The organism is Micromonospora sp. NBC_00860, assembly GCF_045207375.1.
Taxonomy (GTDB): Bacteria; Actinomycetota; Actinomycetes; order Mycobacteriales; family Micromonosporaceae; genus Micromonospora; species Micromonospora vinacea.
The window spans coordinates 7041064-7063420 of the sequence record NZ_CP108825.1 but is presented as its reverse complement, the minus strand read 5'-3'; the positions used below and the strand labels follow the sequence as shown (position 1 = coordinate 7063420).

General features: G+C 69.0%; 26 protein-coding genes and 1 pseudogene. 8 read left to right on the top strand and 19 right to left on the bottom strand.

The features are described from left to right. Nucleotides 1-302 precede the first annotated feature (302 nt). The gene (locus OH804_RS32790; protein ID WP_406061513.1) at nucleotides 303-584 is read left to right on the top strand and encodes a DUF1737 domain-containing protein; all 282 of its coding nucleotides are present in this window, start codon (nucleotides 303-305) and stop codon (nucleotides 582-584) included. Between the two features lie 16 nt (nucleotides 585-600). Here OH804_RS32790 and OH804_RS32785 read toward each other — a convergent pair whose 3' ends face one another. Both OH804_RS32785 and OH804_RS32780 read right to left on the bottom strand, forming a co-directional pair. Beyond that, nucleotides 601-1035 carry a nuclear transport factor 2 family protein gene (locus OH804_RS32785; RefSeq protein WP_406061511.1) on the bottom strand — a complete coding sequence of 145 codons (435 nt, stop codon included), beginning with the start codon at nucleotides 1033-1035 and terminating at the stop codon, nucleotides 601-603. Between the two features lie 60 nt (nucleotides 1036-1095). Then, nucleotides 1096-1494, bottom strand: coding sequence for a helix-turn-helix domain-containing protein (locus OH804_RS32780; protein WP_196919661.1), 399 nt, complete (start codon nucleotides 1492-1494; stop codon nucleotides 1096-1098). A gap of 105 nt (nucleotides 1495-1599) precedes the next feature. On the opposite strand from OH804_RS32780, the gene OH804_RS32775 reads away from it, so the two are divergent. After that, nucleotides 1600-2502 carry an NADP-dependent oxidoreductase gene (locus tag OH804_RS32775; protein ID WP_406061508.1) on the top strand — a complete coding sequence of 301 codons (903 nt, stop codon included), beginning with the start codon at nucleotides 1600-1602 and terminating at the stop codon, nucleotides 2500-2502. A 110-nt stretch (nucleotides 2503-2612) separates the two neighbouring features. On the opposite strand, the gene OH804_RS32770 is transcribed toward OH804_RS32775, so the two are convergent. Continuing rightward, complete coding sequence (locus OH804_RS32770) at nucleotides 2613-3452, bottom strand: NAD(P)H-binding protein (RefSeq protein WP_406061506.1); 840 nt, start codon at nucleotides 3450-3452, stop codon at nucleotides 2613-2615. Between the two features lie 165 nt (nucleotides 3453-3617). Here OH804_RS32770 and OH804_RS32765 point away from each other — a divergent pair, with 165 nt between their 5' ends. Together OH804_RS32765 and OH804_RS32760 are read left to right on the top strand one after the other, a co-directional pair. After that, nucleotides 3618-3923, top strand: a complete 306-nt coding sequence (locus tag OH804_RS32765; RefSeq protein WP_406061504.1) for a winged helix-turn-helix transcriptional regulator — start codon at nucleotides 3618-3620, stop codon at nucleotides 3921-3923. A gap of 101 nt (nucleotides 3924-4024) precedes the next feature. Next, nucleotides 4025-5017 carry a MerR family transcriptional regulator gene (locus OH804_RS32760; protein ID WP_406061502.1) on the top strand — a complete coding sequence of 331 codons (993 nt, stop codon included), beginning with the start codon at nucleotides 4025-4027 and terminating at the stop codon, nucleotides 5015-5017. 150 nt (nucleotides 5018-5167) lie between these two features. Here the strand turns inward: OH804_RS32760 and OH804_RS32755 are convergent, their stop codons facing one another. The 4 genes from OH804_RS32755 to OH804_RS32740 form a co-directional block, all read right to left on the bottom strand. Then, entirely contained in the window at nucleotides 5168-5542 is a 375-nt protein-coding gene (locus OH804_RS32755; protein ID WP_406061500.1) for a DUF805 domain-containing protein, read from the bottom strand. Between the two features lie 108 nt (nucleotides 5543-5650). After that, nucleotides 5651-6823, bottom strand: a complete 1173-nt coding sequence (locus OH804_RS32750; RefSeq protein WP_406061498.1) for a helix-turn-helix domain-containing protein — start codon at nucleotides 6821-6823, stop codon at nucleotides 5651-5653. Next, a complete protein-coding gene (locus OH804_RS32745; RefSeq protein ID WP_406061496.1) occupies nucleotides 6813-6980 on the bottom strand; it encodes a hypothetical protein in 168 nt (55 codons plus the stop codon). The genes OH804_RS32750 and OH804_RS32745 overlap by 11 nt, the downstream gene beginning before the upstream one ends. Before the next feature lie 136 nt (nucleotides 6981-7116). Further along, the gene (locus OH804_RS32740) at nucleotides 7117-8286 is read right to left on the bottom strand and encodes a helix-turn-helix domain-containing protein (protein ID WP_406066757.1); all 1170 of its coding nucleotides are present in this window, start codon (nucleotides 8284-8286) and stop codon (nucleotides 7117-7119) included. 221 nt (nucleotides 8287-8507) lie between these two features. Here OH804_RS32740 and OH804_RS32735 point away from each other — a divergent pair. After that, nucleotides 8508-9041 (top strand): annotated as a pseudogene (locus OH804_RS32735) (XRE family transcriptional regulator); the annotation flags it as partial. A 31-nt stretch (nucleotides 9042-9072) separates the two neighbouring features. Here the strand turns inward: OH804_RS32735 and OH804_RS32730 are convergent. The 7 genes from OH804_RS32730 to OH804_RS32700 all read right to left on the bottom strand — a co-directional run bounded on the left by OH804_RS32730 (nucleotide 9073) and on the right by OH804_RS32700 (nucleotide 13479). Next, the gene (locus tag OH804_RS32730) at nucleotides 9073-9726 is read right to left on the bottom strand and encodes a hypothetical protein (protein WP_406061494.1); all 654 of its coding nucleotides are present in this window, start codon (nucleotides 9724-9726) and stop codon (nucleotides 9073-9075) included. Nucleotides 9727-9758: 32 nt separating this feature from the next. Further along, nucleotides 9759-10139, bottom strand: a complete 381-nt coding sequence (locus OH804_RS32725; RefSeq protein WP_406061492.1) for a VOC family protein — start codon at nucleotides 10137-10139, stop codon at nucleotides 9759-9761. Then, a complete protein-coding gene (locus tag OH804_RS32720; protein ID WP_406061490.1) occupies nucleotides 10139-10663 on the bottom strand; it encodes an SRPBCC domain-containing protein in 525 nt (174 codons plus the stop codon). The genes OH804_RS32725 and OH804_RS32720 overlap by 1 nt, the downstream gene beginning before the upstream one ends. Further along, the gene (locus OH804_RS32715; RefSeq protein WP_406061488.1) at nucleotides 10660-10977 is read right to left on the bottom strand and encodes an ArsR/SmtB family transcription factor; all 318 of its coding nucleotides are present in this window, start codon (nucleotides 10975-10977) and stop codon (nucleotides 10660-10662) included. Before OH804_RS32715 ends, OH804_RS32720 begins: the two co-directional genes overlap by 4 nt. Nucleotides 10978-11087: 110 nt before the next feature. After that, nucleotides 11088-12359, bottom strand: coding sequence for a sigma-70 family RNA polymerase sigma factor (locus OH804_RS32710; RefSeq protein WP_307788520.1), 1272 nt, complete (start codon nucleotides 12357-12359; stop codon nucleotides 11088-11090). A gap of 64 nt (nucleotides 12360-12423) precedes the next feature. Then, a complete protein-coding gene (locus tag OH804_RS32705) occupies nucleotides 12424-12795 on the bottom strand; it encodes a YciI family protein (protein ID WP_196919673.1) in 372 nt (123 codons plus the stop codon). 33 nt (nucleotides 12796-12828) lie between these two features. Further along, nucleotides 12829-13479, bottom strand: a complete 651-nt coding sequence (locus OH804_RS32700) for a DUF998 domain-containing protein (protein WP_196919674.1) — start codon at nucleotides 13477-13479, stop codon at nucleotides 12829-12831. A gap of 150 nt (nucleotides 13480-13629) precedes the next feature. Between OH804_RS32700 and OH804_RS32695 the strand changes: the two genes are divergently transcribed. After that, nucleotides 13630-14055 (top strand): hypothetical protein, encoded by a 426-nt coding sequence (locus tag OH804_RS32695; protein WP_196919675.1) that lies wholly within the window; start codon nucleotides 13630-13632, stop codon nucleotides 14053-14055. Nucleotides 14056-14125: 70 nt separating this feature from the next. On the opposite strand, the gene OH804_RS32690 is transcribed toward OH804_RS32695, so the two are convergent. The 5 genes from OH804_RS32690 to OH804_RS32670 form a co-directional block, all read right to left on the bottom strand. Continuing rightward, nucleotides 14126-15868, bottom strand: a complete 1743-nt coding sequence (locus OH804_RS32690; RefSeq protein WP_406061485.1) for an ABC transporter substrate-binding protein — start codon at nucleotides 15866-15868, stop codon at nucleotides 14126-14128. Between the two features lie 147 nt (nucleotides 15869-16015). Further along, nucleotides 16016-17002, bottom strand: a complete 987-nt coding sequence (locus OH804_RS32685) for an ABC transporter permease (protein ID WP_406061483.1) — start codon at nucleotides 17000-17002, stop codon at nucleotides 16016-16018. Nucleotides 17003-17012: 10 nt separating this feature from the next. Next, nucleotides 17013-18020 (bottom strand): ABC transporter permease, encoded by a 1008-nt coding sequence (locus OH804_RS32680; protein WP_406061481.1) that lies wholly within the window; start codon nucleotides 18018-18020, stop codon nucleotides 17013-17015. Continuing rightward, the gene (locus OH804_RS32675) at nucleotides 18017-19078 is read right to left on the bottom strand and encodes an ABC transporter ATP-binding protein (protein WP_406061479.1); all 1062 of its coding nucleotides are present in this window, start codon (nucleotides 19076-19078) and stop codon (nucleotides 18017-18019) included. The genes OH804_RS32680 and OH804_RS32675 overlap by 4 nt, the downstream gene beginning before the upstream one ends. A gap of 55 nt (nucleotides 19079-19133) precedes the next feature. Next, the gene (locus OH804_RS32670) at nucleotides 19134-20189 is read right to left on the bottom strand and encodes an ABC transporter ATP-binding protein (RefSeq protein ID WP_406066755.1); all 1056 of its coding nucleotides are present in this window, start codon (nucleotides 20187-20189) and stop codon (nucleotides 19134-19136) included. Between the two features lie 434 nt (nucleotides 20190-20623). On the opposite strand from OH804_RS32670, the gene OH804_RS32665 reads away from it, so the two are divergent. Together OH804_RS32665 and OH804_RS32660 are read left to right on the top strand one after the other, a co-directional pair. Next, entirely contained in the window at nucleotides 20624-20773 is a 150-nt protein-coding gene (locus tag OH804_RS32665; protein WP_406061477.1) for a hypothetical protein, read from the top strand. Nucleotides 20774-20805: 32 nt separating this feature from the next. After that, nucleotides 20806-22242 (top strand): TldD/PmbA family protein, encoded by a 1437-nt coding sequence (locus OH804_RS32660; RefSeq protein ID WP_406061475.1) that lies wholly within the window; start codon nucleotides 20806-20808, stop codon nucleotides 22240-22242. Nucleotides 22243-22357 lie beyond the last annotated feature (115 nt).

Here is a 22357-nt window from a genome sequence, read left to right as displayed (position 1 = left end):
GTCACTTCAGAAACGCCCCCGGCCCGCACCGATCTTGCACTTTCGGTCGCCGATATGCGCGGAACACCCCCTTATGTCGCAACAGTAAACGCAAGATCGCGGACGAGGGGCAGCCCGCCCTCGTCGATCATGGAGTTACGGTGCCTGGTTTGGCACAATATGGGCACTTTGCCACCCACCACGACTCCATGATCGACGGGACAGCGTGGGGTTGACGAACAGCAACTCCGTCTTACGCAACGGCGTTGTCCAGGATCTAGTGGTATTGCGGCGCCAGGTAACCACTCGATCCAGGATCGAGCGTGACCTGGGACGAAGCGGGGCGAGTGGCCGGGACTGGTTTCCGGCACCCGAGCAGGGATAATGCGGCGGTGTCGGATTTCACGAAGCCGCTCGGCTACCGTCTCATCACCGGGCCCGATGATGCCGAATTCTGCGCCCGCGTCAGCGCGCTACTCGATCAGGGCTATCAGCTGCACGGGTCGCCGGCGCTGACCTTTGACGGCGAACGCGTCATCGCCGCTCAAGCGTTGGTGCTGTCGCATTCGGCCAGCCCTGAGGCGCCCATGGGAAGCGCCAGGTAGAGGCCCCTGCTGACGGTCACCAACGTTCCACGAGGTGTTCCCGGCCCTGCGGCGGGTCGTACGGTTCGGGCCAGTAGTCGATGATCTTGCTGATCAGCCCCTGCTCGGACATCTCCAGCCAGACGCACGCGTCCTGCTGCTCGTCACCGACGCGAACGTCGAGCAACAGGGCAGCGAGGCGGCCATCGGCGATCACCCGTCGCGGCCGGAGGTGCCAATCACCCGGATACTCGGTGTTGAACCGCAGGAACGCGTCAGTGCCGCGAATGCGCTCCCGAGTCTGCGGCATCTCGTAGACCACGTCATCGGTGAGCAGGGCGGCCAACCCGGACCAGTCGCGGCGCTCCAGAAGATCAACGTAGGCGTGGGCGGTCTGCCGGGCCGTCGAGGTGTCGTCCACGACGCGGACCCTAGCCTCCACCAGTGACAATCTGGCAGGCCGTCGGTGCATCACCGGCCTTGCCCGGCTGATTTCCGGCGACGCCGGGGCCGTGAATCGGCGTCCAGGTTCTCAGGGGCGTGCGTCGTATTGGGTACGGGCTTCGAAGACGCGGTCCATGTGCGTCTCCGCCCAGTTCTTGATCGCGATCATGACCGGGAACAGTTCATGGCCGAGCGGAGTGAGCTCGTAGTCGACGCGGACCGGGACCGAGGCAGTGACAGTGCGGGTGACCAGGCCGTCGCGCTCCAGGGTGCGCAGGGTCTGGGTGAGCATCTTCTGGCTGACGCCGGCGATGCGCTGGGCGAGCTGGCCGTGCCGCTGCGGGCCGTCGACGAGCGCTGGGATCACCAGGGCGACCCACTTGTCGGTGAGCCTGCTCAGCAGCTCACGGGTCGGGCACTGATCCAGGAACGCGTCGTAGTCGCGTTTGGCCTGTTCGCGGCGTTGCGCTGCGGTTGACGTCGCCATTCTTTCCTCCGTTGGTGCCCTAGGCACTTTAAGGTACCTACTTTCTCATAGTGCCGACGATTCGTACGGTCGTGGTGAGCACGAAATCCCACGAAGGAGACGGCGATGCGCGCAGTCAGCTATGCAGAGTTCGGAGGGCCGGAGGTCCTGCACGTGGCCGAGGTGCCGGTGCCCGAGCCGGGGCCGGGGCAGGTGCGGGTGCGTGTCGCGGCGTCGGTTGTCCATCCGGTTGATCTGATGGTCCGCTCCGGTCGGTTCCCGGCCCCGTTGCCGACCGGCCTGCCGTACACGCCCGGCTGGGACGTTGCCGGCAGCGTCGACGCGGTCGGCCCGTCGGTCGAGGAGTTCACGATCGGCGACGAGGTCATCGGCTTCTCGCCGTGGCTACAAACCACGGCCGGCGCCCACGCCGAGTACGTAGTCCTCGACGCCGCCTGGCTGACCTCCGCGCCCGCCGGCGTCCCCGCCACCGAGGCGGCGACCCTGCCGACCAATGGTCTCGCCGCTGCCCAGGCACTCGACCTGCTCGCGCTCCCGGCGGGTTCGACAGTGCTCGTCACCGGCGCCGCCGGGCAGGTGGGCGGGTTCGTTCTGGCGCTGGCCCGGACGACCGGTCTGCACGCCACCGGACTCGCCGGAGCCGACGACCGCGAGTTCGTCGAGTCGCTGGGCGCGGCCTTCCTGTCGCGCACCGACGATCCGACGGGGACGTTCGACGCGGTCGTCGACCTGGCGGTGATCGGCTCCTCGTTGCTGGACCTCGTTCGGGACGGCGGCGGCTACGTGGCCGCGTCACCCCCGCTTCGTCCGGAGCCGGTGCGCGGAATCCGGACCTTCGCGCTGGAGGTGCTACCGGACGGAACCCGCCTGGGCGAACTGGTCAAACTCGTCACCAGCGGAGACATCCCGCTCCGGGTCGCCGACGTGTACCCCTTCGCCGACGCGGCGGCCGCCCACGAGCGGCTGGCCCAAGGCGGCGTGCGCGGCGGCGTGGTGATCGTCCCCTGATCCGCAGCGAAAGCTCGATCAGCCGCTGACGGCTCTGCCGATGACCGGACAGCCGTGCAAGGGTGTCCGGTCATCGGTGGAGGGAAGGGTTGGCGCAATGGCCGGTCGCGTCAGCGGAAGATGTCGATGTTGCGCCCGGCCCATGCGGCGAAGGAGCGTGGCGGTCGACCCAGGACCTCCGACACGTCCGGGCTGATCCGCTGCTCCCGTGCGGTCGGCGCGCCGAGGATCGCCAGCGTTCCCTCGACCACCGGTGGTGGCATGAACCGCAGCATCTGTTCGCGGGCCTCGTCGGGCGTCTGTTCGATGAAGCTGATCGGTTCGCCGAGCGCGGTAGCGAGATCGGCAACCCGTTCACGTGGTGTGCTCAGCGCCGGACCGGTCAGCTCATACGTGTGACCGTCGTGGGCGCCGTCACGGAGGGCGACAGCCGCCACCTCGGCGATGTCGTCCGGGTCGATCACAGGCAGACCGACATCGCCGAACGGTGCGGCCACCGCCCGTCCGTTGCGAATCGGCTCGGCCCAGGCGAGAACGTTGGAGGCGAAGCCGCCGGGGCGCAGGATCGTCCAGCCGAGGCCGGACCTGCGCACAAGGTCTTCGATGGCGTGCAGGGGCGCATGCGAGGCGGCCGTCGGCCTTGTGCCGACCGCTTGCGAGGATTGCAGCACGATGCGCTTCACGCCGGCGGCCGTGGTGACCCGCAGGATCTCGGGCACGTTGAGATGCGCCCCGGCGCCCTCCACGAGCAGGTACAGCGCTTCGGCGCCAGCGAGCGCCGGCCTGAGGCTCTCCGGCTGCTCGAGGTCCGCGCGATGGTGGCGCACCCCGTCTGGTACGACGACCGGGCGTCGCGCACGGGACACCGCCGTCGCCGCAGCGCCCGACGCCGCGAGGATCGACAAAAGCCTCTGACCAACATTCCCAGTGGCGCCTGTCACGACGAACATGTCTGAACCTCCAGGTCGACCGCGTCGTTCGCGCGGCTGGAGGAGACGTTAGTAGCGTCGATATAGTAGGTACCTAGAGGATAGTATTGGATCTGTAACGGAGGACACATGCAACGGTCAGCGAATCCCGAGCTAGCCTGCCCCGTTTCGCCGGTCGTCGATATCGTGTTCAGCCGATGGACCACACCCATCCTGTGGGCTCTGCACGAGTACGGTCGGCAGCGATTCGTGGAGCTGGAGCGCCGGCTGACCAGCATCACACCGAAAGTCCTCACGCAACGGTTACGCCAACTCGAACGCGACGGGCTCGTGACACGCACCTACCACGCCGAGGTGCCGCCCCGGGTCGATTACGAGATCACCGAGCTGGGCGCCAGCCTCGGTCCGCTCTTCGCGCACCTGACCACGTGGGCCGACGCCCATCTCGGAGAGGTGGAGCGGGCACAGCGCGCCTACGACGCCGAACGATGAGCCCCCGCCGGCCTCAAGCGCGTCCACGTCTCCCGAAATCTGCCAGGCGACCTGATGTGGGGCTTGTATCTCAAGCCGCTTGAGATCGCATAGTGGGCGTCGTGGACCGAAACGAGCTGTACGCCATCGGAGATGTCGCCCGGCGGGCCGGCCTGAGCGTCAGTGCCGTCCGGTACTACGCGGACGCCGGCATCGTCACGCCGGCCGCCAGCACCCCGGCCGGCCACCGCCTGTACGACGTGTCGGCCATCGCCCGGCTGGAACTGGTCCGGACGCTGCGGGAACTCGACGCCGGCCTGGACGAGATCCGGCGGGTGCTGGCCGGCGAGGCGACGCTGCGCGAGCTGGCCGCCACCCACCTGGCCCTGCTGGAACGGCAGGAGGCACGGCTGCGCACCCGTCGCGCGGTGCTGTCGGCCATCCTGCGACAGGACTCCACAGCCGAGCAGGTCACGCTGATGCACAAGCTCGTTGGCCTGTCGGACGAGGAACGTGACCGGCTGATCGACGAGTTCTGGACCGAGGTCTCCGCAGGCTGGGAGCCGCCGGCGCGGATGGTCGAGTGGTGGCGGGCGGCCCGACCGGAGCTGCCCGACCATCCCACCGCGGCCCAGTTGGAGGCGTGGATCGAGCTGGCCGAGTTGGTCCGGGACAACGAGGCCCGGCAGGCCGTACGCCGTGAGTTGCACGAGGCGTGCACCACCGGGGCCGGGCCGCTGATGACCTCGTCGCCGATGCTGGACGCCCTGGAGGAGGGCGCGGCGATCGGCCAGCCGGTGATGGACGCGGCGCGCGAGCGGGTGCCGCCGGATTCGCCCAGGGGCCGGGAGATCGCCAACCAGTGGATCGGGTGGCTGACCGGCATCTTCGCGACGCCGGACAGCCCCGGGATCCCGGACACACCGGAGTTCCGGATCCAGGCGGCCGACCAGATGCGCAAGGGCGCGGAGTGGGACCGCACGCCACCGGAGCAGGAGGGTCCGTTCGACAGGTACATGGAGCTGGTCACCGTCGTGAACGGTGCGCCGCCGGAGCAGTTTCCGTACGAGTGGCTGGCCGCAGCACTACGCGCGTCCGCCCAACCGGCCAGCTGATTGGCGGCAGGTAACTCGACTGGATCGCGAGGTGGACGGCTGACCGGTGTGCCGAGGCACACCGGTCGGCCGTCTACACCCGAAACTGGCAATTGACACCAGGTGGTCAGACTCTCGGGCTGATCAGGTCAGGCTGGGCGCGGACTGGGGTCAGCCCTTGGGGTTGGGGCCGAAACGGTTCGCTCCGGGGGTGCTGTCCAATACGAAGAACACGAGCAGGACGATGGCGCCCACGAACGGCACCAAGGCGATCAGCAGCCACCACCCCGTCCGGTCGGTGTCGTGCAGGCGCCGCACCGCGACCGCCAGCGACGGCAGCAGCAGAGCCAGGGAGGCGATAAGACCGATGAAGCCGGTCGTCGATCCATCCACGAAGGTCAGTCCCAGTGCACTGTCCAAGATGGCGGCGACAATGCTGACAAGGATGGTGAACAGGGTCCACCACCAGTACTCAGATCGGCGGGCCCGACCAGAGAAGCCGACGTACTGGCTGAAGACCGACTTGATTGCGGCACCGAAGGACATGGCTATCTCCCGTTATGTGAGGGGTACTCAAGGTCATCGCGAAGGCAGCCAAACAGATCGATGTCGCGTGGTCAACGGCCGAGCAGCCGAGGGACAGTAGCCGCATGCTCACAGCACCCCCAGGTTGAAGGCGAGCTGGGTGATCGTGGCTGGGGCGTCCGGGTCGCGGGCGACCTGGGCGACCACGTCCCGCACGGCTGGCCGATGGTGGATTTCGGCGGGTGCGATGCGTTCGGCCCGCAACAGAACCCGGGCGGCGTTGGCGGGGTCATCCGTCTGCAGGTAGGCGCGCGCCGCGTCGATCAGGTGCGCGGCGCGGTGCTCGACCGGCAGCCACCGCCACCCGTCCCGCCCGATCGCCTCCTCGTGCCGGGCAACCGCCTGCGACCCGTCGCCCAACTCCACGGCAGCGGCGACCTGCGCCAGTTCGACGGCAGTCGGCCCGAACGCGGTCCGGTGATGGTCGTTGCCGTCGCCCACCTGGACGCCCAGCTTGGCGGCCTCGTCCAGCAGCTCACCAACCGACCGGTCGTCACCGGCCCGGGCCGCGATCAGAGCGGCCTGCACGAGCAGCGAGCCACGAAGCGACAACTCCTGCGGAGTGCCAGAGACGATCCGGGAAGCGGCGGCGAGCATCACCGGCCTCGCCCGGGCCGATGCCCGCAGCACCTGACCGAGCTGTACCGCCGCGCAGCCAAGCAGCACCCGGTCATTGCCAGCGGCCGACATCGCCCGGTCGGCCGCCAGCCAGGCGAGGCTCCCCTCGCCCAGCTTGACCAGCAGCGCCGCCGTCACCCGGTACGCCTCCACCACCGCCGCGCGTCCAACCTCCGGGTCCAGCGCGTGGGCGCGATGCACCTCGGCCACCACCGTGGGCAGCAGCTCGACCAGACGCGGGTACCGGGCGTGCTGGTAGGTCATCCACGCGTGCCGCACCTCCCGAGCCAACCCCTCGTGCGACATCACGTCGCGGTCCGTCTGGCGCCCAAAAGCCATTGGGTACGCCGACAGCGCCGCCCGAATCCGCGCGACGCCCGCACGACGCTCGGCCACCCCGGCGGGCTCGACATCACGACCGAGTAGGGCTGCGGTATCGACCCTCAGCACGGCCGCGATCTCCCGGATGGTCGACAGCCGCTCCAGGGAACGGACCCCGCGCTCGACCTTGTCCACCCAGCTCTTCGACTTCCCCAACCGGTCCGCGAACGACTGCTGCGACAATCTCCGCCGCACCCGCAGATAGGCCACCCGTCGACCGATCGGCACCGGATCACGGCTCACCACGCCACCGCCGATCCGGCACGGCCCGAGTCGTCTCCTCGGCCGGTATCCGCTCCGCCTCGGCCTGCGCGAGCAACCGCCGTTTGGCCTCTTCCCGTTCGGCCGCGTCGATCTGCTCGCCCGTGTTGGGCGTACCGATGTCGTCCTTGCCGCTCATTCCCACCTCCGCTGTCAGGGGCAGGTGGTTTCGCTTTGGCACCCTGTTCGTACTGATCCCGCCCTCACTCAGAGCTTCGAGTGAACAGGCGGTGACAGAAAGCTAACGAGTGTCCGCTGGTCGCGCGTGTCGTCCGCTATCGAGCCATGGGCCGATACGCCTCGTACACCTCGCGAAATGCTGCCGCCTCCGCTGTCCCGGTGTGCTCGACCTTCCGGAGCACTTCCCGCGCCCGCCACCAGTTCGAGGGAACCACCCGCCCGGACCTGACCGCGTCGGCGGCGACGACGCTCGCCTCGTGCGGCTGGTCGGCGGCCAACAGTGCCATCGCGAGATCCAGACGGGCGGAAGCAGATCGCCGTGGCCGATCACCACCATCGCCGCGCGGGTCCAGTTCCGCCAAGGCGGTCCGGGCCATCTGCTCGGCGGCCGGGTCACCCGCCCACGACAGCGTGGTCGCCGTGTACGCCAACGCCTTCGTGGGGTCGTACCGGTAGTGGTGTTCGGCCCGTTCCGGCACCGGCAAGTTCGCTGTCAACCGCTCCAGACGATCCAGCGCGTCACGCGTCCGCCGCACGTCCGCCAACCGCGCCCACACCCGGGCCTCCTGGGCGGTCGCCTGGATGTACGCCGAACTACCCCGCGGCGCCACCCGCTGCGCCTGCCGCGAAAGGTCCATCGCCCGCCGGCAGTCACCCCGGGTGAGCCAGTCCCACGCCTGCGTCTCCAGACACCACGCCTGGATCTCCGGATGCTCAGCATGCTCGGCAAGAACCATGGCCGTACGCAGATGAGCGCCTGCGGCGGGCTGTTGCAGCAGATCGATGTGGACCGTCGCCCGCAGCACCGTCAGCCAACCACCGGCAACGACGAGCCGCTGGCGCTGCGCCAACGTCCCGCGACCGTCGAGCAGCCGCCCCACGTAGGCCAACTGGCGACGCACCAGCGGCAGCAGATCAACCGGCCGCACGAGGGCGTATGCACTCGCCAGGTCATCCACACCCGCCTCGATCCGAAGAAGCGTCTCGGCGCTGACATCGCTGACCCGCACCCGAGCCAACAATTCCCCGGCCTCGGTGTCGTGATCGACGGGCTCGTCCACCAGGCGGACAAGTGCCCCGTCGGCTCGCAGCACCTCGTCGAGGTGCCTCGCCGTCTCGGGGGTGGGGGCCTTCGCAGCGGTTTCCAGATCGTGCAGGTGGCTCTTGCCCCGATGAGCGAGTTGACCCAGCGCTCGCAGCGACAGCCCACGTTCGCTCCGAAGCGCACGCAGTTGGGCACCGAAGCGCGGATCGACATGCGACACGGCAACGCCCCCAATTGCCAAACGGGACAGTTCACACCCGGACGGCGAACCACTGCTACGGACAGTACATCGAGCAAACACGAAGCCATGCTGATCGAAGCTCTCGTTGCCCCGTCGATGGCGGGAACCGGCGGCAGGCCCAGCCGGAGTGCGCTGCCCGACCTCAGGGCGCACCGAGGGCGACATTGAGGTGACGCGGCGCTATCGTGGCGGGCATGAAGGTCTCGCTGCTCGGCTTCGCCGCGATACCCGATGGCCAGGTCGTCGATGATCAGCACGGCGGGCACGACCTGACCTCGCCCATGGCCCACCTGGCCACGCCAACGCCCAAGCCACTCGCAGTCCGCGGGTCGTACGAGGGCGTCTGGCTCAGCCGCTACCAGTACCACTCCAGCGGCCGGGGAGAATCATTCGCCGGGCAGCACTTCGTGGTCGTGCTCCAGCACGGCGACCGACTGACCGTACGCAGCCTGCCCGGTTCGGCGGCATCGTCGCTGTCGCTGGACCTCACCGTGGACGGTGCCGTGGTCACCGGGACCTGGGTGGAGCAGACCGATCACGCTGGCTACTACCGGGGAGCCCGGTACCACGGCGCGATCCAGCTACTGGTGGAGCCGACCGGCCGACGGATGGCCGGGAAATGGGTCGGGTTCGGCAAGGACATGGACGTCAACACCGGCCCCTGGGAGCTCACATTCCGGGATGCGTCCACGTCCAAGGCGACACTCGACCAGTACAACACCTCGCCCGAGTAGGACACTTCGCCAACTCGTCCGCGGGCGGCGGTCAATCGATTGTCGTCAGATGTCGGAGGTCGTCCCGATTGCCGGAAAGGGAAATCGTTACCTGACCGGCGTCCGCGGCCAGTTCGATGCATTCCGTGCTTCGGTCCAGCAGCCAGCCAACAGGTCGGCACCCCCGGCCCCACCCTCGTGCCTTGACATGCCGCTTCACCTCCGCGTAAAGGTCCTCGCCGGATTGGCCGGTTCGGCCGGTAACCGTGATCGTCCGTTGGCACGATCCTGAGCCGCAGTTGCCGTCGTCGTACGGAAGGACCGTGGCTTGCAGGCCGTTCGGCAACGGCAGCACCTGGTCGGTCGCCGGGAAGAATGGCCCTGGTCGCCCGAGCACTGCGCCACAACAGAGCACCACCAACAGCCAGCCGGCGAGCAGGCGCGTCGACACGACCATTCCGGCCTGGTTCCCGGGTCCCAGTCGGCGGTGTTCGTACAGCCGGGCGGCAACCACCACCAGCACAGCCACGGCTAAGCACGTAAGCGAGATCTCCCACAAGCCGCGCGGCAGGAAGTGGATGAGCGTGCCGGCGAGCACTGTCAACCCTGCGAGACACAGTGCAACCAGCCATCGGATTCGAGGCACGCGCGACATGAAGAGCCACATCAGCAGAATCGGCCCCACCGTGAACATCATCAGCCGCACCGATTGATCATGCCAGCGCGATGCGAGCTGAGTCAGTCGCCGACTCTCGGGACGCCCCACAGGGACAGGCAGAACGGATGCCCGGCCGGGTCGGCGTACACGAAGCAGTGGTCCGCGTTGGGCTGATGCTCGAATCGGGTAGCGCCGGCTGCCAGCACACGCGCTCCGGTCGCCTCCAGGTCGTCGACGAAGAACTCGAGGTGCATCTGCATCCCCACCTCGCCATCCGGCCAGGTGGGCGGCCGGTAGTCATCGATCTGTTGGAACCCGATGTCACCGTTCGGCCCTTCGACGAGCGCCCAACTCTCGTCGCCCTTCGCGACCCCGCCGGTGATCTCGGCGTAGAACCGCGCGAGCGCGATGGCGTCGGGCGCATTGACCGTGGTCAAGCTGAGCCTGATCAGGTCCGACATCAGCCGATCTCAACCTGCTGGTATGCCGGCGTGAGCTCTTCCCAGCGTTCCTCCCAGCCTGGCGCTCGGGCATCGGAGCCCCAGCCCTCCGGATGGACCGGACCGTCGACCTCCAGCGACCGACCGAGATCCTCGAGGTGGACCCGCCAACCAGAGGCGTGGAACGGGAGACTCCCAATCGGCAGGCCGCGCTCCTCGACCACCAGCCGGGTCTTGGAGCCCTCCTCGGTCAGCCACGCCTCGATCTGCCCCTCGTGGTCCGTGCCCGGCTTCGTCGTCAGCAGCAGGTGGTGGGGCGCATCGCACACCTCGATGCGCGCCGGACCGGTCCAGCTGCTCGTGAAGACGGCCTGGATCGTGCCGCCGACCCGCATGTCGCCGTCGACCCGGGCCATCCAGCGGGCCAGCCGCTCGGGTGTCGTACACGCCTGCCAGAGGTCGCCGATGTCCGTGTCGTAGAGGTTCTCGACCCGGACCGCTCCGCGGGTCTCGTCGAGCTTTCGCATCGTCGCGATCGTGCTCATCGTCGCGCCTTCTTTCCTCGTGTGACCTCGGTATGAAGAGCGTCGAGCCGGTTCACCCAGAGCCGGCGGTACTCTCCCAGCCACTCGTCGACCTCGACGAGCGCCTCCGGGCGGAGTGTGTAGATCCGGCGCTGCGCGTCCTGGCGTACGTCGACCAGCCCGGCTTCCCGCAGCACGCGGAGATGCCGGGACACGCCCGGGCGAGCGATCGGGAGAGCCTCGGCCAGCTCTCCTGCACTCGCCGGGTGGTCGCGGAGAATATCGAGAACCGTGCGCCGGCTCTCGTCTGCCAGCGCGTGCAACACGGCGTCCATGACGCCAAAGTAACCGAATGGGTACGTAGCCGCAAGGCTACATTCAACCTCGTAAAGGTGTCCAACCTGCCACCCCACCGGCAGCGCCTGCTGAACGCCGAAGCGCCCGCTCATGGCGCCGATGTGCCGCCGACTGAGGATCGGTCAGCCGAGGCCGTGGCCCGGCGTTGGAGGTAGCGCTGTTCGACCTGGTTCTGGGTCAGGGCGGCTGCTTCGCGGTACCACGTGGCCGCGCCGGCCGTGTCACCGGTCATCTCGAGCAGATGTGCGCGGATCGCGCGTTCGCGTTGCCGGGTCAGCGGTTCCTCGTCCAGGTGGTAGCTCCGGTTGAGGTTGTCGAGCAGGGCCAGCCCTCGGGCCGGCCCGTACGCGTGCGCGACTGCGACCACCCGGCTCAGCCGTACCGGTGCGGTCGGGCTGAGGTGTTCCAGTCCCAGGTACAGTGCCGCGATCTGTGGCCAGTCCGTCCGGTCCGGCGACGCGGCCGCCGTGTGCACGGCCGCGATCGCCGCCTGTAGCTGGTACGCACCGATCTCGCGCCGCGGCCAGACGCTGTCAATCAGCTCGGTGCCCTCGCGGATCAGCTCGTGATCCCACCGTGTCCGATCCTGCTCGTCCAGCGGCACCAGCTCGTCGCCGTCGGTACGGGCAGCGCGCCGCGACTCGGTCAGCAGCATCAGGGCGAGTAGCCCGGTCACCTCGGGGTCGCCCGGCAGGGCATCGCGGAGCATGCGGGTCAGCCGGATCGCCTCGCGGGTCAGGTCCACGCGGGCGAGTTCGTCCCCGGTCGAGGCGGTGTAGCCCTCGTTGAAGATCAGGTAGAGCACCTGCATGACCGCGTTCAGCCGGCTGTCGCGGTCGGCGTCGGTTGGCGGGGTGAACCGGGCGCCGGCACGGGCCAGTTGCTGTTTTGCGCGGCTGATCCGGGCGCCCGTGGTGTTCTCGGTCGTCCCGTAGGCGTGTGCAATCTCGGTGGTCGTCAGGCCGCCAACCGCGCGCAGGGTGAGCGCCACCCGGGAGGTGGGGCTCAGCGCGGGGTGACAGCACAGGAGCAGAAGCGTGAGACTGTCATCGGTTTCCGGCGCAGGGCCTGTCCGCCGGCTCGGGTCTCGCATCGCCAGTTCGCTCAAGCCGGCGTGCCGCTCGCGGCGGCGTCGGGCCTGGTCGGTGCGGAGCAGGTCGACCATCCGCCGGTACCCGATCCGGATCAGCCAGCTGCGCGGGTTTTCCGGTACGCCGTCGGCCGGCCACATCCTGCTCGCGGCGAGCAGGGCCTCCTGGACCGCGTCCTCGGCGATGTCGAAGTGACCGAAGCGCCGCACCAGCGCGCCGAGAACCTGCGGCGCCTCGGTGCGCAGCAGGTACTCGACGTCTGGCGTCACGCCGGTGCTGCCGTTCGTGTGCCCTCTCGACATGCCGCCGTCGGGCGACGCAGGATGCGGCTGGTCATGCCACGAAGTCCGCGCCCATGATCGGCCGGATCTCCATCGGCTCGCCCAGAACATCGACCATCCGCGAGACGATCTCGACGGCGCGCTCCTGGCTGCTCACGTCGATCACCGCGAAGCTCGCCAAGACCTCCTTGAGCTCGACGAACGGGCCATCGGTGGCCACCACGCCGGTCGGGGTCCTGCGGATCGTGGTGCTGACCGCCGGGTGGCCGAGTCCCTCGCTGCTGACGAACTCGCCGGTCTCGATCAGTTCCTGTTCGAACCGCTGGTACGCGGCGAACGCGGCCAGCGCCTCGTCGGACGGGGTGTCCGCGGTCGCGGCGTCCCAGGCTGCGGCCGGCGTGTAGCTGAGCAGTAGATACTTCATGGTCGTCCTCGTGTTCGCGCGGCTCGGGTCACGCTACGCCGCTCGGCTCGAACGACGCAGGGAGAGGGCGAGGACCGTCGTCCATGTGAAGGCGACCAGGCCGTTCACCGCGATCTGGATGCTCATGCGGCTCGGCGACATCGGCATCAGCAGGATGAGCGCGGCGAGGCCGTTCAGCAGGGCCGGCAGGGCAGCCCGACGGCGGATGTGACGGATGGACAGCACGATGGCGGCGACGGCCAGCGCGGTGAAGGCGATGGCGGCCGCCGCCGAGTGCGCGATGCTGTGCCAGGACATCTCGCCGACCGGCCCGTCCGGAGTCCCTACCGGGAAGCCGTACTCCGGATCCATGGTGAACACCCCGGCCGCGACGAGCCCGGCACCGAAGATCACGACAAAGATTGGCAGCGCACGTCGGCCGGTGCCCTCGGTGAGCGTGCGCCGGGCGCCGACGGCGAGAGCGATCGCGCCGAGGCCGGCGAGCACGAATGTGGTGATCTGGATCCAGCCGAGACGTCCGGTGGCCAGCTGGCTGATCGGGTGCCGCGTGATGTCGTAGCCCTCCCGGGTGAGCATCTGCGTCACGGCCGAGGCGAAGAACACCGGTCCGGCGAGGCTGCCGGCAAGGAGCAGGCGCTCGGACGAGCGGCGGCGGGTGGGAACGGTGGCTGCGGTGGTGGCCATGAATTCCTCCGTGGTGGGTGCTTGCCGCTACCTCGTGGCCGCACCGCGAACCTTGACACCCAGACAGAGTGACCTGGGTCACGTCGCGTCGACGTCAAAGCCCGAGCGCCGCCTTCGAGGTACCGGCAAGCACCCACCGAGGAGGGCCCGATGTCTGAGTACACCCAGCCGAGCGCAGAACTCACCGCCCTGGACCGTCTGGTCGGCACCTGGTCGGTGACCGGCGGCGCCGAGGGCACCGTGCGGTACGAGTGGATGGTTGGCCGGTTCTTCCTGCTTCAGCACGTCGAACTGAGTCAGTTCGGCCAACCCGTCACCGGGCTGGAAGTCATCGGCAACCTGCACCCGTTCGGTGAGCCGGTCGGCCCGGACGTGGTGTCGCGGTTCTACGACACGACCGGCAACACCTTCGACTACGTCTACGAACTCGCCGGCGACAAGCTGACCATCTGGGCCGGCGCGAAAGGCAGCCCGGCGTACTACGAGGGCACGTTCAGCGCCGACGACACCACGGTCACCGGCGAGTGGACCTACCCCGGCGGAGGCGGCTACGCCTCCACCATGAGCCGGATCTGAGACCAGAAACAGAAAGGGCCCCCTCCCGACGGCGTTGTCGGGAGGGGGCCCTTCTGGTCTGCGGTGTGACTTACGGCTTGACGTGCGCGTTCACGAACGACGGGTAGCCGAAGACGCTGGAGATGAAGACCCCGCCAGCCTTGGACCCGTGCACGTTGTAGGCCACGTCGACGAAGAGCGGCACCACTGGCGCGTGCTCCTTCATGATCCGCTCGTCGAGCTTGGCCCACTCCGCACCCTGCTCGGCCGCGGGCAGTGCCGAGATGCGGTCCATCTCGGTGTTGATCGCCGGGTCGTTGAAGTAGGCCTGGTTGCTGTTGCCCTCGGCCTTGATGGTGCGGCCGTCGTAGAGCACCGGCAGGATCGAGGCCCCGCTCGGCCAGTCCGCCGCCCAGTTACCGATGTACAGGTCCCAGGGGTTGTCCTTCTTCTTGATCTCGTCGAGCTTCGCGTCGTCGGAGATGTTCCGCAGCGTGATCTTGAAGCCGGCCCGCTCCAGGTTGGCCTTGAGCTGCGCGCCCTGCTGCTGCTCGGTGGAGTTGTCGGCGACACCGAGGACCAGCTCGGGCGTCTTCCCGCCGAGCAGTTCCTTGGCCTTGTCGACGTTGCCGTTGGCCCCCGCCGGGTACGCGTCGTACGCCTTGTAGCCGATGGTGGCCGGCGGCATCAGCGTGGTCAGCGGCGCGGCGACGGTCTGCCCGCCCATGGCCTTGATGAAGCCCTCGCGGTCGATGGCGTAGTTGAGCGCCTGCCGCACCTTCAGGTCGGTGACCCGCTGGTTGTTGATGACCAACTGGTTGGCGCTCGGGGTCGGCGAGAGGATGCTGCGCGACTTGAGCGTCGCGTCCCCGGCCACCTTGGCGACCAGCGAGGCGGGCACTGTGTTGAAGGCGAGCGCGCTCTGGTCGGCGCCGTTGTCGGCGATCACCCGGTTGTTGGCGGCGTCCGCGGTCGGGCCGAAGCTCCAGACGAACTGGTCCGGGTACTGGTGCCGGACCGGGTCGGTGTTCGGGTCCCAGTTGGTGTTGCGGTCCAGGGTGATCTGCACGCCGACCTGGTTCTTGGCGACCTTGTACGGGCCGGACGAGAACGGCTGCTTGTCCAGGTCGACGCCGGTGTCCTTGTCGGCCGGAAGCGGCGCGGTGGTCGGCAGCGAAACCGCGAACGGCAGGTCACAGCGGGGCTTGGCGAACTCGAAGCGCAGCGTCTTCGCGTCCGGCGTGCTCAGGCCCGGCGGCAGCGACGTCTTGTTCTTCTTGAAGTCCCACTTGGTGTCGAACTGCGGGGTGTCGGCGAGCCACTCCTGGATGTAGGTCGGGCCGCCGGACAGGTCCGGGTCGAAGGACCGGGCGATGCCGTACGCGATCTCCTTGGAGGTGATCGGCCGACCGTCCTCGAACTTCACACCGTCCTTGACAGTGAATTCCCAGACCTTGCAGTCGTTGTTGACGTTCTTGCCCGGCGTCTCGGCCAGGTCGCCCACCAGGACCAGGCCACCCTTGCCGTCGTCCTTCCAGGTGGTCAGGTAGCGGGCGAAGAGCGGGTTGGCCATCAGGCCGGCGAACGAGTACGTCCGCTGCGGGTCCAGGTGGGAGATCGGCGACTCCCGGATGATGGTGAAGGTGCCGCCCTTCGCAGCGCCGCTCACCTCGGCCGCCGGCCCCTGCGAGTCCTTGGGATCGGTTGCGATGACCCCGGTCTGCTGCCGTTCGGTGTCGACAGTGGTGCCCTCGCCCGTGTTCTTCGAGCACGCACCCAATGCCACCACCAGAGCGATCGCGCCGCCTGCGGCAACCGCCACGCGTGGTCTCATGAAGTACCCCCTTCACCCATGTGCCGTGCGGTTTCGTCGGGGCGAGAACCGCCGACGTCCCGAGGATCGTAAGGAAGAAAACCTACGAGTTGTGTAACAGTTGTCGATAAATTTCGCCATCGGGGGGTGCGTCGGACACCCTCCCGCTCAGCGCAGCCGCACCCGGGGGTCGATGGCCGCGTAGAGCAGGTCCACCAGCACGTTCGCCAGCACCACGAAGACGGCCGCGATCAGCACTGTGGCCATGATGGTGGGCAGATCGCCCGAGCGCACCGCGTCCACCGCCGTACGCCCCAATCCCTGGATGCCGAACGTCGTCTCGGTGATCACCGTCCCGCCCAGCGCCCCGCCCACGTCCAACCCGGCGATCGTCACCACCGGGGTGATCGCCGCGCGCAGCGCGTGTCGCCCGTACACAGTGGGTTTGGCCAGGCCCTTGGCCCGCGCGGTCCGGACGAAGTCCTCCGACAGCGTCTCCAACATCTGCGCCCGCGACAGCCGGGCGTAGATGGCCGAGAAGAGGAAGGCCAGCGCCACCCAGGCCAGCACCAGTCCGCTGGCCCACTTCGCCGGGTTGTCGAAGAGGGAGGTGTAACTCGGCACCGGCAACAGCCGCAGGTTGTAGACGAACACCAGCAGCAGCACCGCGCCCACGAAGTACAGCTGCAACGAGGCGCCGGTCAGCGAGAAGCCGATGGCCAGCCGATCCAGCCAGGTGCCCCGACGCAGCGCGGAGAGCATGCCGAGACCCACTCCGAGCAGCAGCCAGAGGATGGCCGCCGGGATCACGATGCTCAGCGTCACCGGCAGCACCCGGGCGATGGTGTCCGAGACTGCCTCGTTGGTGACGTACGACCAGCCCAGGCAGGGCGCGTCGCACCGGCCGCCCTGGGCGCTGCCCAGGTCCCGACCGGTCACGATGCCCTTCATGTAACCGGCGTACTGGCTGATGAGGGGGTCGTTCAGGCCCAGGTCGTCGCGGACCCGCTCCAGCCGCTCCGGGTTGCAGTTCTTCGAGCAGATGCTGCTGACCGGGTCACGCGGCAGGGCGAAGAACATCAGGAAGGTCAGCACGCTCACCGCGAAGAGGGTCAGCGTGGCGGAGAACAGCCGCTTGAGCAGAAAACGTGACATGAGCCCACCCCTACCGGGACGACTTCGGGTCGAGCGCGTCCCGCAACGCGTCGCCGAAGAGGTTGAAGGCGAACACCAGCGCGAAGATCATGATGCCCGGGAAGAACACGTACGCCGGGTCGGTCTGAAGGAAGTCCAGACTGTCGTAGATCATCCGGCCGAAGCTCGGCGTCTCGTCGCTGAGGCCGACACCGATGAACGAGAGCGCGGCCTCGCTCGTGATGAACTGCGGCACCGCCAGCGAGAACGACACCAGGATCGGCGCCCAGATGTTCGGCAGGAGTTGCCGGAAGATGATGTGCCCCAGCCCGGCGCCGCTGGCCTTGGCCGCCTCCACGAACTCCCGCTCGCGCAGCGCGATCACCTGCCCGCGAACCAGCCGAGCCGTGCTGGTCCAGCCGAAGATCGCGAAGACGGCGATCAGCACCCCCACCCCGAAGGCCGACGACACCTGCCCCCGCTCACCGTAGAAGCGCAGCGTGATGGTGGGCGTGAGCGCCAGCGCGATGATCAGGAAGGGCATGGCCAGGGTCAGGTCGGTGATCCAGTTGATCACCGCGTCGAGCCAGCCGCCGAGGTAGCCGGCGAGGGCGCCGAGCGCCACGCCGAGCACCGCGGTGATCAGGGCAGCGGCGATCGCGATGAAGAGCGAGGTCCGCAGCCCGTAGATCAACCGGATGAAGATGTCCCGGCCCAGCCCCGGTTCCAGACCGAACCAGTGCTCGCCGCTGACCCCGCCGGCGTAACCCAGCGGCATGCCGAAGCCGTCCAGCATGTTCTGGAACTGCTCCCGCGGGCCGATCCCGTAGACCATCTCGATCAGCGGGGCGGCCAAACCCAACAGCAGGAAGAACACCAGGAGTACGCCGCTGACCATCGCGGTCCGATCGCGGCGCAGCCGCAGCCAGGCGAGCTGACCGGGCGAGCGGCCGACGACGCCCTTCGCGGCGGGCCCGTCCGGGTCAGTGCCGGACTCGATCTCGGCCAGCGCCACACCCTCCACCGGGGACAGGCTCACGACGACACCTCCTCGACGTTCGCTTCGACCCCGCGACCCGCCGGCTCGACGCCGATCGCGGCGGCCTCCGCCACCAGGCCGGCGCCGGCTGGTTCCGGGAAGTGGCACGCGGTGGCCTGGTTGCCGCCGTCGCGCGGGACCAGCGCGGGTTCCTCGGTGGCGCAGATGTCCTGCGCCTTCCAGCAGCGGGTACGGAACCGGCAGCCCGAGGGCGGGTCCAGCGGGGTGGGCACGTCACCGGTCAGCCGGATCCGGCCCGCCGGGCCGAGCTGGGTGACGTCCGGGATCGCCGAGAGCAACGCCCGGGTGTACGGGTGCTGCGGGCGCTCGTAGATGTCGGCCCGGTCGCCGATCTCCACGATCCGACCCAGGTACATGACAGCGACCCGCTGGCAGAAGTGCCTCACCACGGCCAGGTCGTGCGCGATGAACACGAAGGCCAGGCCGAGCTCCCGTTGCAGGTCACGTAGCAGGTTGACGACCTGCGCCTGGATCGAGACGTCCAGCGCGCTCACCGGCTCGTCCGCGACGATCAGCTTCGGCCGCAGGGCCAACGCGCGGGCGATGCCGATGCGCTGACGCTGACCACCGGAGAACTCGTGCGGGTACCGGTTGTAGTGCTCCGGGTTCAGCCCGACCAGCTCCAGCAACTCCTGCACCCGGGCCTTGATCCCACCCGGAGGCTTGATCCCGTTGACCTGCAGGGGCATCGCCACGATCCGGCCCACAGTGTGCCGAGGGTTCAGCGAGGCGTACGGATCCTGGAAGATGATCTGGAGTTCCTGGCGCAGCGGGCGCAACTCCCGACGACCGGCGTGCGTGATGTCCCGCCCGTCGAACTCGATGCTGCCGCTTGTCGGCTCCAGCAACCGCACCAGCATCCGACCGGTGGTGGTCTTGCCGCAGCCCGACTCCCCCACCAGGCCGAGCGTCTCGCCCGGGCGCACGTCGAAGTCGAGCCCGTCCACCGCCCGCACCAGACCGGTGGCGCGCAGCCCCTGACGTACCGGGAAGTGCTTGCTCAGGCCGCGTACCCGCAGCAGTGGCTCATCGGTCATCTCCACAGTCCTCCGTTCGGGACTGCGGTACTCCGCTGCGCTGCGTTCCTCGCCCTCACACAGCCACCCCCACTCGTGCGATGTCCTCGGCGTAGAACGTGGCCCGCTCCTCGGCACCGAGGTGGCAGGCGACCAGGTGGCCATCGGCACCGGCCGGGCGCAGCTCGGGCACCTCGGTGCGGGAGCGGCTGCCGGCGCGGTCCGCGTACCGGCAGCGGGGGTGGAACGCGCAGCCCGACGGCAGGTTGATCAGGCTGGGCGGGTTGCCGGGGATGGGCACCAGGTCCGCGTCCGCGTCGCCGTGCAGCGACGGCACGCTGGAGAGCAACCCCCAGGTGTACGGGTGCTGCGGCGCCCGGAGCACCTGCTCGACGCTGCCCCGCTCGACGGCCCGCCCCCCGTACATGACAAGCACGTCGTCGGCGACCTGGCCGACCACGCCGAGGTCGTGCGTGATCAGGATGATCGCGGAGTGGAACTCGGCCTGGAGGTCGGCGAGCAGGTCCAGGATCTGCGCCTGGACGGTGACGTCCAACGCGGTGGTCGGTTCGTCGGCGATCAGCAGCGCCGGGTCGTTGACCAGGGACATCGCGATCATCGCCCGCTGGCGCATGCCGCCGGAGAACTCGTGCGGATACTGGTCGAAGCGGCGCGCAGGCTGCGGGATGCCGACCCGGTCCAGCATGTCGACCGCCCGCTGGCGGGCCTCCCGCCGGTTGGCCTTCGGGTGGTGCACCCGGTACGCCTCGGCGATCTGCCGGCCCACCGTGTAGTACGGGTGCAACGCCGACAGTGGATCCTGGAAGATCATCGCCATGTCCCGGCCGCGTAGCCGGCGTACCTCCTCGTCGCCGAGGCCGACCACCTGCCGGCCACCCACCGAGATCTCCCCGGTGATGGTGGTCCGCTTCGGGTCGTGCAGGCCGAGAATGGCCAGCGAGGTGACGCTCTTGCCGGAGCCGGATTCACCGACGATGCCGAGGGTGCGGCCCCGCTCGACGGCGAACGACACCCCGTCGACCGCGCGCACCACGCCGTCCTCGGTGTCGAACCGGACCCGCAGATCACGCACCCGCAGGTAGGCGTCCTGGTCGGAGCGCTGCGCCGGCACGACGGGGCGGTCGTCCGGCTCGCCGGACGGCGAGGGTTCCGAGCTGTCCACGGCCACCTCCCTCAGTGACGAAGGGAACTTACAGGAAAGTCCCGAGGGTGAAAATAAGCTACAAAGTCGGCACGTGTCAGCGGGCCCGAGCGTAACGAGTCGGCATCGGCCCCGCACCCCCGTCACCTCGCCATCCACGCCCGTTCATCTCCCGCGCCTCGCGCACCGCGCCTCGCGCACCGCGCCAAGATCTCCGCAACTTCCCCGATGTTGCTGCCTCCGAGACGCAAGGAGACAGCAACATCTCCGATATTGCGCGGATCTTGACGACGAACACCGCCCCCAAGGCCAGGAGCGGGGTTTGGTGCGCCCGCCGCTGCCAAGGTCACGCTCGAACCAGGATCCAGTGGCATCGCCGACGCGCGGATGCCACTACAACCAGGATGTTGCGCGATCTCGCGAAGCGACGCGGCGGGGCGCGGCGGGGGCAGGGCGCCCACTACGTGGAGCGGTCAACGACCAAGGCCGGCGAGGTGTTGGAGTTGGCGGAGCCGGTGCGGGCCACCATCCGGCCGGAGGATCTGCTCGACTGACGGGTGTCGGTCGGCTGGCCTAGTGTCGGTCCATGACCGAGTTCGACGCGGCCAGCGCCGCCGTCCAGGCCGCCCTCGACGCGGGCGCCCAGTACGCCGACGCCCGGGTGATGCACCGCCGCTACGAGTCGATGACCGCGCGCAACGGTGACGTGGAGGAGCTGACCCAGGACGAGAGCATCGGGCTCGGGGTCCGAGCGTTGGTCGGGGCGAGCTGGGGCTTCCACGCCGTACCCGATCTGTCGGACGCCGCCGCCCGCGACGCCGGCCGGCGCGCGACGCGGACCGCCATGGCGAGCGCGCGGGTGCCGGGCCCTTCGGTCGACCTGGTGCCGGTCGAGGCGGTCACCGCGAGCTGGGCCTCCGGCTGCCAGATCGACCCGCTCGGGGTGCCCCTGTCGGCCAAGGGCGATCTGCTTGTCGACGCGACCCGCACGATGGCCGAGCACGGCGCGGACCTCGCCGAGGGCCTGTACCAGATCTGGGACACGGCGAAGTGGTTCGTCTCCAGCGAGGGTCACCGGATCGACCAGCGGATCCGCGAGTGCGGTGGTGGCATCTCGGCCACCTCGATCGGTGACGGCGAGACGCAGCGCCGGTCCTGGCCGAGCTACCGCGGCCAGTACGGCACCACCGGGTGGGAGCTGGTCGAATCGCTGGACCTGGCCGCGCACGCCGCGCAGATCGCCGAGGAGTCCCGGGCGCTGCTCACCGCGCCGCTCTGCCCGGCCGGCGAGACGGATCTGATCCTCGGCGGTGAGCAGCTGGCCCTCCAGATCCACGAGTCGGTCGGGCACGCCATCGAGCTGGACCGGATCCTCGGCTGGGAGGCGGCGTTCGCCGGCACGTCCTGGCTGGACCTGGCCCAGCTCGGCTCGCTTCGCTACGGCTCGGAGCTGATGAACATCACCATCGACCCGACCATCCCGGGTGCGCTGGGCAGCTTCGGCTTCGACGACGAGGGCTCCCCGGCGGTCAAGCGGGACGCGGTCCGGGACGGCCGCTGGGTGGGGGTGCTCGCCGGCCGGGATTCCGCCGCGATGGCCAGCCTCGACTACGGCGGCAGCGTACGGGCCGACGGGTGGGCCCGGCTGCCGATGGTGCGGATGACCAACGTCGGTCTGGAACCCGGCCCACACACGCTGGAGGAGATCATCGCGGCCACCGACGACGGCGTGCTGATGGATCTCAACCGGTCCTGGTCGATCGACGACAAACGACTCAACTTCCAGTTCGGCTGCGAGATCGGCTGGGAGATCAAGAAGGGGCGGCGGGGGCGGATGCTGCGCAACCCCACGTACACCGGGATCGGCCCACTGTTCTGGCGCTCGATGGACATGCTCTCCGGCGAGACGGTCTCCTGGGGGACGCCCAACTGCGGGAAGGGCCAGCCCGGCCAGATCGGGCACACCGGCCACCCGGCCGCGCCGGCCCGGTTCCGCAACGTCCGCGTGGGGGTCTCGGCGTGAGCGCGAGGAGTGAGCCGGGGTTGCGAGCCCCGCAGTCGCGAACGAAAGGCGGCTCAGCGTGAGCGCGAGGAGTGAGCCGGGGTTGCGAGCCCCGCAGTCGCGAACGAAAGGCGGC